Genomic DNA, 14,642 nt, shown 5'->3' with positions numbered 1-14,642 from the left:
AGCGGCGGTTATGTTGTATCCCCTTCATCTTTCAAGCCGCCGTTGCGTCACTCTGCGGGGGAGTTTCCCCCAAAACCGCGCTTTGTGATATAATTTTTCACCTTTTGAACTCGGGTAGATGCATAAAATAGAGGGATAGCGGCTCCATGAGCGACCTTGCCAGAGAAATCACACCGGTCAACATTGAAGAAGAGCTGAAAAGCTCGTATCTGGACTATGCCATGTCCGTTATTGTCGGACGTGCGTTGCCGGATGTTCGTGACGGACTCAAACCGGTACACCGCCGCGTACTGTACGCGATGAGCGTATTGGGAAATGACTGGAATAAACCTTATAAAAAATCGGCCCGTGTCGTCGGGGATGTTATCGGTAAATATCACCCGCACGGCGACTCCGCCGTATATGAAACCATCGTACGTATGGCGCAGCCGTTTTCGCTGCGCTATATGCTGGTTGACGGACAGGGCAACTTCGGTTCCATTGACGGCGACTCGGCGGCGGCGATGCGTTATACCGAAATACGCATGGCGAAAATCGCCCATGAGCTGCTGGCCGACCTGGAAAAAGATACCGTTGATTTCGTGCCGAACTATGACGGCACGGAGCAGATTCCGGATGTTATGCCGACCCGCATTCCCAATCTGCTGGTTAACGGATCTTCCGGTATCGCGGTAGGGATGGCGACCAACATTCCGCCGCACAATCTCACGGAAGTGGTGAATGGCTGTCTGGCCTATATCGACGATGAAAACATCAGCCTTGAAGGTTTGATGGAGCATATTAAAGGGCCCGATTTCCCGACCGCCGCCATCATTAACGGCCGGCGCGGTATCGAAGAGGCCTACCGCACCGGGCGCGGGAAAATTTATATCCGCGCGCGCGCCGACGTGGAAGCCGACGCTAAAACCGGGCGCGAAACCATTATCGTGCATGAAATTCCCTATCAGGTGAATAAAGCGCGCCTGATTGAAAAAATCGCCGAGCTGGTGAAAGACAAGCGCATCGACGGCATCAGCGCGCTGCGCGACGAATCCGATAAAGACGGCATGCGTATCGTTATCGAGATTAAGCGCGACGCCGTGGGCGAAGTGGTGCTGAATAATCTTTACTCGCAGACGCAGCTGCAAACCTCTTTCGGCATCAATATGGTGGCGCTGCATCAGGGCCAGCCGAGGATCATGTCGCTGAAGGATATTCTGGTCGCGTTTATTCGCCATCGCCGCGAGGTGGTGACCCGCCGGACTATTTTTGAACTGCGCAAGGCCCGCGATCGCGCGCATATTCTGGAAGGTCTGGCGATCGCGCTGGCCAACATCGACCCGATCATCGAACTGATCCGCCGCGCTCAGTCGCCGGCGGAAGCCAAGGCGGGGCTGGTCGCTCAATCATGGGAGCTGGGTTCGGTCTCCGCGATGCTGGAGCGTGCGGGCGATGACGCCGCGCGCCCTGAATGGCTGGAGCCGGAGTTCGGCATTCGCGACGGCCGTTACTATCTGACCGAGCAACAGGCTCAGGCGATTCTGGATCTGCGTTTGCAGAAGCTGACCGGCCTGGAGCATGAAAAACTGCTGGATGAGTATAAAGAGCTGTTGGAGCAGATCGCCGAACTGCTTTATATCCTGCAAAGCCCGGAACGTTTGATGGAAGTGATCCGCGAAGAGCTGGAAGCCATCAAAACGCAGTACAGCGATGAGCGCCGTACGGAAATTACCGCCAATAGCGCCGATATTAACATCGAAGATCTGATTAATCAGGAAGATGTGGTGGTAACCTTGTCGCACCAGGGTTATGTCAAATATCAGCCGCTGAGCGATTATGAAGCGCAGCGTCGCGGCGGCCGCGGCAAGTCGGCGGCGCGCATCAAAGAAGAGGATTTTATCGATCGCCTGCTGGTCGCCAACACGCATGATACCATCCTGTGCTTCTCCAGCCGCGGCCGCCTGTACTGGATGAAGGTCTATCAGCTGCCGGAGGCCAGCCGCGGCGCGCGCGGTCGTCCGATCGTCAACCTGCTGCCGCTGGAGCCGGATGAGCGTATCACCGCGATTCTGCCGGTGCGCGAGTACGAAGAGGGGCTGAACGTCTTTATGGCCACCGCCAGCGGCACGGTGAAGAAAACCGCGCTGACCGAGTTCAGCCGCCCGCGCAGCGCCGGCATCATCGCCGTTAATCTGAATGACGGCGATGAGCTGATCGGCGTCGATCTGACCGACGGCGGCAATGAAGTGATGCTGTTCTCGGCGGAAGGGAAGGTGGTTCGCTTCAGTGAAAGCGCGGTTCGCTCCATGGGCCGTACGGCGACCGGGGTGCGCGGCATCAATCTGCAAGGCGAGGACCGCGTCGTTTCCCTGATCGTTCCGCGCGGCGAAGGGGATATTCTGACCGTTACGCAGAATGGTTTCGGCAAGCGCACCGCCGTCGATGAGTACCCGACCAAGTCCCGCGCCACCAAGGGGGTTATCTCCATCAAGGTGAGCGAGCGTAACGGTAAGGTCGTCGGCGCCGTGCAGGTGGACAGCGCCGATCAGATCATGATGATCACCGATGCGGGAACGCTGGTTCGCACCCGCGTTTCCGAGGTTAGCATCGTCGGGCGCAATACCCAGGGCGTTACGCTGATCCGCACGGCGGAAGACGAACATGTGGTGGGTCTGCAGCGCGTTGCCGAACCGGTGGAAGATGAAGAGTTGGATGGCGTGGTGAGCGTCGAGGGCGAAATCGCCGAAGACATCGACGCCGACGACGACATCGATGCCGATGACGATATCGCGGAAGAGGACGAATAAGCACGCTAAGCTTATTCTAAGCGTTGGGCCAGCGTGTGATGCGCTGGCTTTTTTTATACAGTATCGGTAGTGTATCGACAAATCATCGTTGCCGTCAGCTCTCTCTATTCAATGGTATTCGCTTGAAATATCTGGCCTCGTTTCATACGACGTTAAAAGTCTCCCGCTATTTGTTTCGGGTGCTGGCGGTTATGCTTTGGACGCTCGGCGCGCTGATATCTATTTTCTATATCAGCAAGACGCTGAATGAAAAAGAGTCCGACCTGCGTCAGGAATATAATCTGAGTTTCGATCAGTCGCAGGGATATATTCGCCATGCGGCGGATATCGTCAGAGAACTGAAGTACCTGGCCGCCAATCGCCTGATGAATGCGGCGGGAAACCAAAGCCGGCCGCTCGATGAAAATTCATCCTTATCTATTTATCCGTTGGTTCCCGGGGCGAATTGCTCGGCTAATTACGGCAAAAATAACGGCCCGCTGGCTTCGCTGAATAACTTTTTTAACGGCTGGCGTGAAAACTTTTCCGCGGTATATGACCTTAACCGGGTGTTTTTTGTCGGCGGCGATCGCCACTGTATGGTTGATTTCGGCATTCGCAACCAGTCGCTCGATCGCGATAATCTGCTTAAAAATGTGCAAGACCGTTTTCTGGAGCAGAAAAATACCAACCAATCGGTGATTAGGGATGAAACCGTCTATTGGATTACGCCGGCGTCAATATCGGATGTAGGGTATTTATATGCGCTTACGCCGATTTATATCGGTAATAAGCTGGAAGTGATCATGGGGATTGAGCAAACCGTTCGTCTTGATGACTTCGTGGCGTTAGGCAAATTTCCGATAAGCGCCAAGCTGCTGAATCAATATAACCAGCCGGTGCTGCAGTTTGCCGAAGAGTCGGGCCGCTACACGTCATCGACCAATAGCTACCCGGTCGACCATAACTACTTCGGCTACGTAAATGGTTATGATGAAATTATTCTGAAAAAAAATCTGGTGCCCACCACATTCAGCATTATCTATTCGCTGCCGGTAAAAGTGCTGCTGTCTCATATCGGTCCGCTGATTATTAATATGGTTATGCTTAACGCCCTGTCGGCGCTGTTGCTGTTTATGCTGACCTGGGTTTTTGAGCGAAAAATGCTGGTGCCGGCCGAGGTTAATGCGTTTCAACTGGAGGAAAACGAACAGTTCAACCGCAAAATCGTGGCCTCCGCTCCGGTGGGGATCTGTATTCTGCGCATCAATGACGGAACGAATATCCTCAGCAATGAGCTGGCCCATAATTACCTGAATTTGCTTACGCATGAGGATCGTCTGCGTATTACCCGCATTATTTGCGAGCAGCAGTCCAAGTTCGTCGATGTGATGACCAGCAGCAACCATCACCTGCAAATCAGCTTCGTACACTCCCGCTATCGCAACGAAAATGTGGCGATTTGCGTGCTGCTGGATGTGAGCTCGCGCGTGAAAATGGAAGAGTCGCTGCAGGAAATGGCCAACGCCGCGGAGCAGGCGAGCCAGTCCAAATCGATGTTTCTGGCAACGGTCAGCCACGAACTGCGTACGCCGCTGTACGGCATTATCGGTAATCTGGATTTATTACAAACCAAAGCGTTGCCCAAGGACGCCAACCGCCTGGTGGCGGCGATGAATAATTCATCCTCGCTGTTGTTGAAAATCATCAGCGATATCCTCGACTTTTCCAAGATTGAATCCGAACAGCTAAAGATCGAACCCTGCGAATTCGCGCCTCATGAGGTGATTAGCCATATCTCCAGCAACTACCTGCCGCTGGTGGTGAAAAAGCGTCTGACGCTCTACTGCTTTATCGATCCCAATGTGCCGGTGAGCCTGTCCGGCGATCCGGTGCGTTTACAGCAGGTGCTCTCTAACCTGTTGAGCAACGCCATCAAGTTTACCGATACCGGATGCATTATTTTCCAGGTCGGCTGCCTCGATGGCTATCTGGAGTTTCTGGTGCGGGATACCGGCGTGGGGATCCCCGCCCGGGAAACCATTAAGCTGTTCGATCCGTTCTTCCAGGCGGGAAGCGGCGTACAGCGCCATTTCCAGGGGACGGGGCTTGGGCTTGCCATCTGCGAGAAATTGGTCAACCTGATGGATGGCGATATTTCCATTGAGTCCGAACCCGGATTGGGGAGCCAGTTCGGCGTCAGGATCCCCCTCTATCAAGCGCGCTATGTGCCGATGGCGATTAACGCCGCCCTGCGGGGGAAAATGTGCTGGCTGATGGTGCGCAATGCGCGCATGGAGTCCTATCTGCTGGACTTCCTGCAGGCGCACGGCATGCGCGCCGGCCGTTACCTGGACCAAACCATCGACGGCGATGACGTGGTCATCAGCGACTATGCGGTTGCGCAACAGCGTGCGGCCCGGGCGCATATCATCATCAGCGGTTCGCACACCGGGGCCGCGCAGGAAATCTCTCCCGGACACTGGGTGCATAGCACCTCCATGCCGCAATATTTGCCCAATTTGCTGGAGAAAATTTATCGTCCGGAGGCCGATGATTCATCGCACGCCGCGATCTCGGCGCCGCTGACCAGCTATAGCAGCAGCGAGAACGGCGATATGATGATCCTGGTGGTGGACGACCATCCGATCAACCGCCGCCTGCTGGCCGATCAGCTCGGATCGCTGGGCTATATGGTCATGACCGCCAATGACGGCCTGGATGCGCTCGGCGTGTTAAGTAAAAACCACATTGATATAGTGCTGACGGACGTCAATATGCCGAATATGGATGGCTACCGCTTAACGCAGCGTTTACGCGAACTTAAGCGGACGTTCCCGGTTATCGGCGTGACGGCCAATGCGCTGGCGGAAGAGAGGCAACGCTGTTTGCAGTCGGGAATGGATAATTGTTTATCCAAACCGGTGACGCTGGATACGTTGCAGCAGAGCCTCTCCTACTACAGCAACCTGGTGCGCCGGTCGCGGGAGAAGGCGATTACGTCGGAAAGCTGAGGCGCAGCGCATCGTCCTCCGCTCCCCGCGGCGAAAGCGTCATTCCCGCGAAGGCGGGAATCACTTAATGCTACGCACGGCTTCCGTGGGAGAGCCCGGCCTTATTCGGTTTGCGAGCCGTTGCCGTTAACGGAGGAGAGGTAGTTCAGCAGCGCGATATCGTTATCCACGCCCAGCTTCGTCATGGCGGACTTTTTCTGGCTGCTGATGGTTTTGATGCTGCGGTTAAGTTTCTTGGCGATTTCGGTTACCAGGAAACCTTCGGCGAAGAGCCGCAGAACCTCGCTCTCCTTTGGCGACAGGCGTTTGTCGCCGTAGCCGCCGGCGCTGATTTTCTCCAACACCTTGGATACGCTGTCCGGCGTGAATTTTTTGCCTTTCTGCAGAGCGGCCAGCGCCTTGGGCAAGTCGGTGGGCGCGCCCTGTTTGAGAACGATGCCTTCAATATCCAAATCCAGCACCGCGCTTAGGATGGCCGGATTATTGTTCATGGTCAGAACAATAATAGAGAGATGCGGGAAGTGGCGTTTAATATATTTAATTAACGTGATGCCATCGCCGTATTTATCTCCCGGCATGGACAAATCGGTAATTAATACGTTGGCGTCCAGTTTCGGAAGGTTATTGATCAGCGCCGTAGAGTCTTCGAATTCGCCGACGACATTGACCCATTCAATTTGTTCAAGCGACTTTCTGATGCCGAAAAGAACAATAGGATGATCGTCGGCAATAATTACGTTTAGATTACTCATCGTTTAGGTTACTCATATGTTGGCTACTTTGCTGCAATAATGAACGGATGAATTCCTCAGTTTTATGCAGGTCATTTTCTATCTGAGCACTATTGCGCGCGGTAATATGCTGTTCCAGCCGCTCGCACAGTTGTTTGCCGGGATGCAGATTTAACATGGCAAACACGCCCTTCAACCGATGTGCTGTCTGCGCAAGTGACAAAAAATCGCCATCTTCCGCCTCAGTATACAGCCTCTTTAAATCATCCGGTACTGTCTCGACAAACAGGGAATAGTAATCGCTTGCCGCCAGCTGATTGGCATAAGACGCGGCGTCGTCGCCGTCCGTCGCCGGCGACGTATCCGCCGGCGTTTCCAACTGTTGCTCAATCAGCTTAAGCAGCGCCTCCAGCAGTTGCTGACTAATATTGAAATTCGCCTGCAGCCGCCGGGGCGCCAGGGAAATCAGTGACGTTCCATCGCCGCCGAGCAGTATGGAGTCGTCCGCGTTTTTTGCCGGATCGTCAGTGATATACAGATCCGCCGACTGATTGATCTGGCGTTCGTCAAGCAGAGAATGATTGGCCCCCCAGCCGCTCAGCAGACGGCAGACGATATGCCGCACCTCGTCTGAGGCGATATCCAGTAAGACGGTGATGCCCTCCAGCAGCTTTTCTTCCTCGACGGGGAGCGTTTCAGGCTCCATGGTTAAGGCTAAAATATAGTGCGTTCCCAGCCCGGTTTTATTGTGAATATTCAGCCTGCCGCCCAGTTTATTACAGAGCTGATTGCACAAAAACAGCGTTATCCCCGAGTTTTTATTGAAACGATCCGCCGTCGCCGGATGTAAAAACGGGTGGTCGAGATTATCCTGCTCGTTGCCTGAAACTTTTGCGCCGGTATCGCTGATCTGAATAATCAGCCTCTCCGGGATCTTCGCATCGCGATCGATGGAAAGCGTAATCTTGCCGTAGTCGGTATTGGTAATGGCGTAATTAAGCAGCAGCGACAGCGTTTTTTTCAGCAGTTGGCTATCGCCCAGATAGGTTTGGTTAATATCCAGCTTGTAGTGATTAAAAAGAGCCAGCCCTTTCTGATTAATCCTGGGCAATAATTCCAGCAACAGCTCGTCGATCATCGTCAGAGGGGAAAAACTATTATGCTCGGGCTGCCATTCGGGCATCTCCAGCTTTTCCTGCAGCTCTATGTTCTCCAGTAATTCAACGGCGCTGCCTGCGTCGGTTAAAAGCTGCTGAATTATCCGCTGCTGTTCGGCCATATCGTCGGCATGCGCAATGGAAAGCATATTTTGACGCAGGGCCAGCAGGGGAGGACGGAGTTCGCTAAGCAGATTTTTAAACAGACGCTTTCTGGCCTGAACGTTTTTCTCATATTCGCGCTGCGCCAGCTGGAGTTTTTTATTGACCAGAATCTCTTTATCCTGCTCGCGCAGTAAGAACAGACAGTAGTCCGGCGAATATTGGCTGCGGAACTGGCGAATTTCATACATTTCATTATTCACCGTCACCTGCACGATCCCCTGATGTTCATCGGCCATATTGGTGATTTTCTGCAAACTGAGGTGCGGCAATAGGCTCTCCGAACGCGCGTTCTGTATGACGACCTTATTGCTGCTGAAATCATAGATCAGCACGCCCATCGGAATGCGGCCGATGGTTTCATCATAAATCTTCAACTGATTGCCCAACTGCTCGGAAATGTCTTCGCCGGGGTGGATGTATTTCCGGCGGAAAATATAAAAGCTGGAAAGGGCGAAGAGCAGCAAGGCCAGATTAAGCAGCAGCAGCCACATATTATTATGCAGCATATTGAGAACCAGCACTCTTATCGGAACCTGGAAAACGATTTTTACCGGCGCGTTGATTAGCTGGGAGGATATCTCAATCAGCGAACCATTCAGCTGGATCACCGTGATGTCTTCGTTGCCGCTGCCGGTATCGATATTGGTTGAGGTATCTTGCCGCAGCATGAAATTCTCGCGCGACATATCGGTGGGAATCAGATCGTTGATCGGCAGGTCGAAAGCGATAATGGTCGCCAGATGGCCGGGCTGATTGAAAGTGGTGCGCAGCGTGAAGTAATAGTTGTTATAAAATCGCAGCTTACGAATGGGCGAAAAACTTTCGCGCTCGTCCAATGCGTTGGCCTGCTGTAGCATTTCGGTGCGGCGCGCTTCCGCTATCGCGGTGATATAGCTTCCCCGGAACTGGGAGGAGATGTCTTTCAACGTCTGGGTTGAGATCATCGTCAGGCTATTATCGATGCCGTTAAGGTAGTACATGGAGTAGACGTCGTTTTCCGCCCCCCAGAGAATGTCCAGGTAGCGCGATATGCGGTATACGGAGTTTAGGGTTGAGGCGTCATGTTGGCCGAATATCAGGGCATCGGTCTTTTGATCGTTTTTTTCGACGTAAAAGACATCCGGCATCAGGCTGATGGCGTTGATACTCGCGCTGTCGGCAAGCGGTTCGCCGTTCAGGTTGCCATAAATCTGATAGGTGAAAAAACGATAAGTATCAATACGCTTTTGCACGCCCTGGGCAATATCCGTTAATGCATGTTTCTTATCGATTAGCCAGCTACTGAGGTAGTTATAGCTAAACGCGCCGACGGCAAGCAGCAGCAGTAGGATAAGCAGTGAAAAGTAGCGCACGATTATTGCGGGCATTGTTCAACGCTCCTGATTAACGAATGGCGGCGCGCGCGCTGGCGCTGACGAACAATAACAATAGCGCGACGCAGCCAAACGCCATTGTCAGACTGCTGATTTGCGCGATAAATCCCAGCAGCGTCGGGCCGATCAGAATACCGGCGTAGCCGACGGTAGTAATAGCGGCGATAGCCAAATTCGCCGGCATGATTTTCTGATTGCCGGCGAGGCTAAAAAGAATCGGCACGATATTCGAGGCGCCCAATCCCACCATGACAAAACCGACGATCGAGGCTATCGCGCTGTCGATGCTAATGGCCAGCAGCAGGCCTAACGCCGCGCACAGGCCGCCGCCGGCGAGAACGGCGTAGCGCCCCAGCGCGTTGACGATACGATCGCCGCTCAGCCTGCCCAGCGTCATCGCCACGGAAAACGCGGCATAGCCGATGCCCGCCTGCGCGTTGTCCAGACGGCGTTCGGCGGTTAAAAACAGCGCGCTCCAGTCCAGAATCGCGCCTTCGGCCAGAAACATAATAAAGCACAGCAGGCCGATAAACATGATCCAGCCGCGCGGAATAACGAACAGCGGGGTTTTATCGGCCGGTCCGGCGGCGCGCAGCAGGTGGGGGTGCGCCACGAAGAGCAGTATCAGAGCCAGGGCGACGATAGCCAGAATCGCCATAGCCGGCGTCAGTCCCAGCCACAGCAGCGCGCTGACGCCGCCCGCGCCGGCTATCCCGCCGACGCTGAAAAATCCGTGAAACCCGGACATCATCGCCTGGCCGCTGCTCCGTTCAACGATCGTCGCCTGAATATTCATCGATACGTCGATCGTGCCGAGGGCGGCGCCGAAAAAGAGCAGGGTAACGGCCGTCAGCGGCAGGGTATTCGTCTGCGTCAGCATCGGCAGCGTCAGGCAAAGCGCCGCGCCGGCCGCTAAAATGACGGGCCGGCACCCCAGTTTGCCGCTGAGCAATCCGGCGAGCGGCATCATCAGCAGGGAGCCGATGCCGAGCGAAAGCAGCAGCAGACCTAATGAGCCATCGTTGATCGCCAGGCGGGCTTTGACGAAAGGCACCAGCGGCGCCCAGGAGGCGATGGCGAACCCCGCGATGAAGAAGGCGATGCGCGTCGCCGTCTGCGCCTTTTTACCGGGCTGTTGCTGGCTAATGGACTGCTCGGAATTCAGTGTTGTACTCATTACCGGAACGACGCATACCTAAAAGACGCAAGGGGGTTTCTTTCTACCATAATTGCGTGGCTGAATCGAAGATTTCGTCATTTTTACCCTAGAGACGAGGGCGTTTATCGGATAAATCAGCGCGAGTTGCGCAAAAGATAAGCGCTTATCCGGCGCGCGGGAGCTTACCGGTCCGGAGAGCGCAGCGCGGCATCGCGCGTCGGCTCCCACGCCGCGTTTCTCCTGCTATCCGGCTCAAGCGCGCGGCATTCGCTCACCCACAGCGCCTTTTTTTCCCGTATAATCCTCTATTTTACGTCAGGGCTTCGGGGTTACGTTGAGACAACTTTCCGACTTGTTGCGTTGCATGCAGCAGGATTTGCGCCAGCCGCAGCCACTGGATGCGGGATTCAGACAGATCACGCGTTCAATGGTCATCAGCGAACAGGCTGAGCTATTGCCGTGGCTGGCGACGCAACCCGTCTATCCGCAGTTTTACTGGCGCCATCGTCAGGAAAATGAAGAGGCCGCGGTTTGCGGACGCGTGCGCGGGTTTTATCATATTCAGGATGCGGAAGCCTTCCTGGCGCGACATGACTGCGGGCAGGATGTGCGTATCTGGGGGCTTAACGCGTTTGACCAGGCGTCCGGCGGCGGCGCGTCTGCCGGCTATCTCTTTTTGCCGCGCGTCGAGCTATGGCGCCAGGGCGATACGCTTAGCCTGCAAATTAACTTGTTCAGCGCAGTCTCGCTGCGGCAGGATGCCGATGACGCGTCGGCGTTCATCGATTCTCTTCTGCCGGCGGAGCCGCTTCCCCCGCTGCGCAGCGAAATCAGGGCGGCGGCGCATCAGCCCGATCGTCCGCATTGGAACCGATTGATCCGCATGGCGCTGAGCGATATCGCGGCTGGAAAGATGGATAAAGTGGTGCTGGCGCGGGCAACGACGCTAACCCTGGATCGGCCGCTGCGGGCGACGACGTTTATGGCCGCCAGCCGCTCGGCCAATCGCCGCTGTTTCCATTTTATGCTGGCGCATGACGCCCGACGGGCGTTTCTCGGCTCCAGCCCCGAGCGGCTTTATCGCCGCTGCGATACGCGGCTGGAAACCGAGGCGCTGGCCGGCACGGCGGCGAACGATAAAGACGAGCGTAAAACCGCGGCGCTGGCCGACTGGCTGATGAAGGACGCTAAAAATCAGCGTGAAAACAGGCTGGTGGTCGACGATATCTGCCAGCGGTTGCGCCGCTCCGCGCGCGCGCTGGATGTGATGCCGCCGGAAATCGTTCGTCTGCGCAAGGTGCAGCATCTGCGCCGCGCCATTCAGGCGGTGCTGACGGCGCGCTCGGACGCCGCCTGTCTTGACGATTTGCAGCCCACCGCCGCGGTGGCCGGCCTGCCCAGGGGCGCCGCGCGTCGTTTTATTACGCAGCATGAGCCGTTCGATCGCGGCTGGTATGCCGGCTCCGCCGGCTACCTCTCGCGCCGCCAGTCGGAATTTTGCGTGGCGCTGCGTTCGGCGGAAATCAGCGGCAATATTCTGAAGCTCTACGCCGGCGCCGGCATAGTGGCGGGGTCCGATGCGGACCAGGAGTGGCAGGAGCTGGAAAATAAGGCCGCCGGGTTAAAATCCCTGCTAGAGGGCGATATGTCATAGTTTGGTTTTAGGTCTGCTTCTGTTGAGTAAGACGTCGGTTTATATCAAAGTCGGCGCTGTGAAAAAATAGCATTATTACAACATACCCCATGATTTTCGCGCCGCGGAAACGCTGCCGCGGCGGGAAAGATGAAGGGATAGTCCGCCACCTGAGCCGTTGAGTGAATAATGTCAACAAGTGTATTTAATCGTCGCTGGGCCGCGTTGCTGCTTGAGGCGCTGACCCGTCACGGCGTCCGCCATATCTGCATTGCGCCCGGCTCCCGTTCGACGCCGCTGACGCTATCCGCGGCCGAACATGGCGCGCTGATCTGCCATACCCATTTTGATGAGCGGGGATTGGGGCATTTGGCTCTGGGATTGGCCAAAACCAGCCGGGAGCCGGTCGCCATCGTCGTGACGTCCGGTACGGCGGCGGCGAATCTTTACCCGGCGATTGTCGAAGCGGGACTGACCGGCGAGCGTTTGATCGTGCTGACGGCCGATCGCCCGCCGGAATTAATCGACTGCGGCGCCAATCAGGCCATCCGCCAGCATGGGCTCTACGCCTCCCATCCGACGCGGGCGCTGAATCTGCCGCGTCCCACGCCGGATATCCCCGCCCGCTGGCTGGTTTCCTCGGTGGACGCCGCCCTATGCGAACTCACTCACGGCGTATTGCACATCAATTGCCCGTTCGCCGAGCCGTTATATGGCGCGGATGATGAGAACGCCTGCCTTGAGTGGCTGGCGCCGCTGGGCGACTGGCGGCAGAGCCGCGATCCCTGGCTGCGGGAGGCGGGGGGACGCGCGTTAGCGGTTCAGCCCGACTGGGCGCAATGGCGGCGCAAACGCGGCGTGGCGATCGCCGGCAATGTCGGCCCGCGGCAGGGCGCGCTGATCGCGCAATGGGCGAACGCGCTTGGCTGGCCGCTGATTGGCGATGTGTTGTCGCAAAGCGGCCAGCCACTACCCTGCGCCGATATTTGGCTGGCTTGCCCGGCGGCGCTTGAACGGCTGCGCCAGGCCGAGATCGTCGTCCAGTTCGGCGGGAATTTGACCGGAAAACGGCTGTTGCAATGGCAGGCGCAGTGCCGGCCGCGGGAATTTTGGCTGGTCGACGCGCTGCCCGGCCGCCTGGATCCGGCCCACCACCGTGGACGCCGTCTGATTGGCGATATCGACGACTGGCTGGAGGCGCATCCGCCTATAGAGCAGCGACCCTGGGCCGACGATCTGACCGCGCTGGCGCGCCATGCCCGGAGCCGGGTCATGGCGTATTTGGCGCCGCGCTTCGGCGAGGCGCAGCTGGCGCAGCGCATCCCCGAACTGCTGCCGCCGGACGGGCAGCTCTTCGTCGGCAACAGCCTGACGATCCGTCTTATTGACGCGCTGGCGCAACTGCCGGCGCAATATCCGGTATACGGCAATCGCGGCGCCAGCGGCATCGACGGCCTGATCTCGACGCTGGCCGGCGTTCAGCGCGGGAACCCGCGGGCCACGCTGGGGATCGTGGGCGATCTCTCCGCGCTGTACGATCTGAACGCGCTGGCCCTGCTGCGCGAGACCCCGGCGCCGTTGGTGCTGATCGTAGTGAATAATAACGGCGGCCAGATTTTTTCCCTGCTGCCGACGCCGGCGGCGCAGCGGGAGCGGTTTTACTGTATGCCGCAGCATGTGGAGTTCGGCCACGCCGCCGCCATGTTCGGCCTTAACTATGTGCGGGCCGAACGCTGGGATCAGGTCGCCGCCGCGGTCGCCGGCGCGTGGGCGCTGGGCGGCGCGACGCTGCTGGAGGTGATCGTGCCGCCGCAGGACGGGGCGCAGACGTTGAACGCGCTGGTTGCGCAGGCGGCGACGTGGTAACGCTGCGCTGCCGTAAAATCGTCCATGGCGACGTCCCTCCCGCACGCCCCTGGCTGGTGTGCCTGCACGGTCTGCTGGGCAGCGGCGAGGACTGGCTGCCGCTGGTGCCTTTTTTCGCCGGCTGGCCTCTGTTGCTGGTGGATTTGCCCGGACACGGCGCTTCGCGCGATATCGGCGCCAGCGGCTTTGCGCCGCTCGGCCGGCAGCTGACCGCTACGCTGCAAGCGCAGGGGATCGCGGCGTTCTGGCTGCTGGGCTATTCGCTGGGCGGCCGCGTCGCCATGTATCACGCCTGTTGCGCCGCGTCGCCCGGCATGCAAGGGCTGCTGGTCGAGGGGGGAAACCCCGGCCTGGCGCAGCCGCGATTGCGTGAAGAGCGCCTGGCGCACGATGCCGGCTGGGCGCGGCGTTTTCGCCGGGAGCCCATCGACGACGTGCTGGCGGACTGGTATCGGCAGGCGGTGTTTGCCGATTTAGACGCCGCTCAGCGCGCCGCGCTGGTCGCCCGCCGTCGCCATAATGACGGCGCCGCGGTCGCCGATATGCTGGAGGCCACTTCGCTCGGGCGTCAGCCCTGGCTGGGGGAGCGCCTGCGGCGGCTCAATTTCCCTTTCGCCTATCTGTGCGGCGAGCGGGACGCTAAATTTCAAACGTTGGCAAAACAGTATAATCTGCCGTTACTGACGGTGCCCCAGGCCGGTCATAACGCCCATTTAGCCAATCCGACGCAGTATGCCGCGCGGATACTTTCTTTTATTTCGCACCCCGTTAAGGATTAA

General features: G+C 57.3%; 8 protein-coding genes. 5 read left to right on the top strand and 3 right to left on the bottom strand.

Annotated features, from left to right (window positions below; all coding sequences use genetic code 11):
* The first annotated feature begins 146 nt into the window (after window positions 1-146).
* On the top strand, window positions 147-2,786 hold the full coding sequence (gene gyrA, locus VSX58_RS06520) for a DNA topoisomerase (ATP-hydrolyzing) subunit A (RefSeq protein WP_327617384.1): 2,640 nt from the start codon (window positions 147-149) through the stop codon (window positions 2,784-2,786).
* A gap of 122 nt (window positions 2,787-2,908) precedes the next feature.
* On the top strand, window positions 2,909-5,779 hold the full coding sequence (gene rcsC, locus VSX58_RS06515; RefSeq protein WP_327617383.1) for a two-component system sensor histidine kinase RcsC: 2,871 nt from the start codon (window positions 2,909-2,911) through the stop codon (window positions 5,777-5,779).
* Window positions 5,780-5,880: 101 nt separating this feature from the next.
* Here rcsC and rcsB read toward each other — a convergent pair whose 3' ends face one another.
* From rcsB to VSX58_RS06500, 3 genes are read right to left on the bottom strand one after another with little or no spacing between them, the layout of a single operon-like run.
* The gene (rcsB, locus tag VSX58_RS06510; protein WP_319603492.1) at window positions 5,881-6,531 is read right to left on the bottom strand and encodes a response regulator transcription factor RcsB; all 651 of its coding nucleotides are present in this window, start codon (window positions 6,529-6,531) and stop codon (window positions 5,881-5,883) included.
* Window positions 6,524-9,199, bottom strand: coding sequence for a phosphotransferase RcsD (rcsD, locus tag VSX58_RS06505; protein WP_327617382.1), 2,676 nt, complete (start codon window positions 9,197-9,199; stop codon window positions 6,524-6,526). The genes rcsB and rcsD overlap by 8 nt, the downstream gene beginning before the upstream one ends.
* A gap of 16 nt (window positions 9,200-9,215) precedes the next feature.
* Window positions 9,216-10,382 carry an MFS transporter gene (locus VSX58_RS06500; protein WP_327617381.1) on the bottom strand — a complete coding sequence of 389 codons (1,167 nt, stop codon included), beginning with the start codon at window positions 10,380-10,382 and terminating at the stop codon, window positions 9,216-9,218.
* Between the two features lie 316 nt (window positions 10,383-10,698).
* On the opposite strand from VSX58_RS06500, the gene menF reads away from it, so the two are divergent.
* The 3 genes from menF (at window position 10,699) to menH (ending at window position 14,642) form a co-directional block, all read left to right on the top strand.
* Window positions 10,699-12,018 (top strand): isochorismate synthase MenF, encoded by a 1,320-nt coding sequence (menF, locus tag VSX58_RS06495; RefSeq protein ID WP_327617380.1) that lies wholly within the window; start codon window positions 10,699-10,701, stop codon window positions 12,016-12,018.
* Between the two features lie 168 nt (window positions 12,019-12,186).
* Window positions 12,187-13,863: a 2-succinyl-5-enolpyruvyl-6-hydroxy-3-cyclohexene-1-carboxylic-acid synthase gene (gene menD / locus VSX58_RS06490; protein ID WP_327617379.1), complete on the top strand. Its 1,677-nt coding sequence runs from the start codon at window positions 12,187-12,189 to the stop codon at window positions 13,861-13,863.
* Window positions 13,857-14,642, top strand: a complete 786-nt coding sequence (gene menH, locus VSX58_RS06485) for a 2-succinyl-6-hydroxy-2,4-cyclohexadiene-1-carboxylate synthase (RefSeq protein ID WP_327617378.1) — start codon at window positions 13,857-13,859, stop codon at window positions 14,640-14,642. Before menD ends, menH begins: the two co-directional genes overlap by 7 nt.

The organism is Brenneria populi (assembly GCF_036016195.1).
GTDB lineage: Bacteria > Pseudomonadota > Gammaproteobacteria > Enterobacterales > Enterobacteriaceae > Brenneria > Brenneria populi.
Note: the sequence above shows the minus strand (reverse complement) of the source record. Positions and strands in the feature narration are given on the sequence as shown.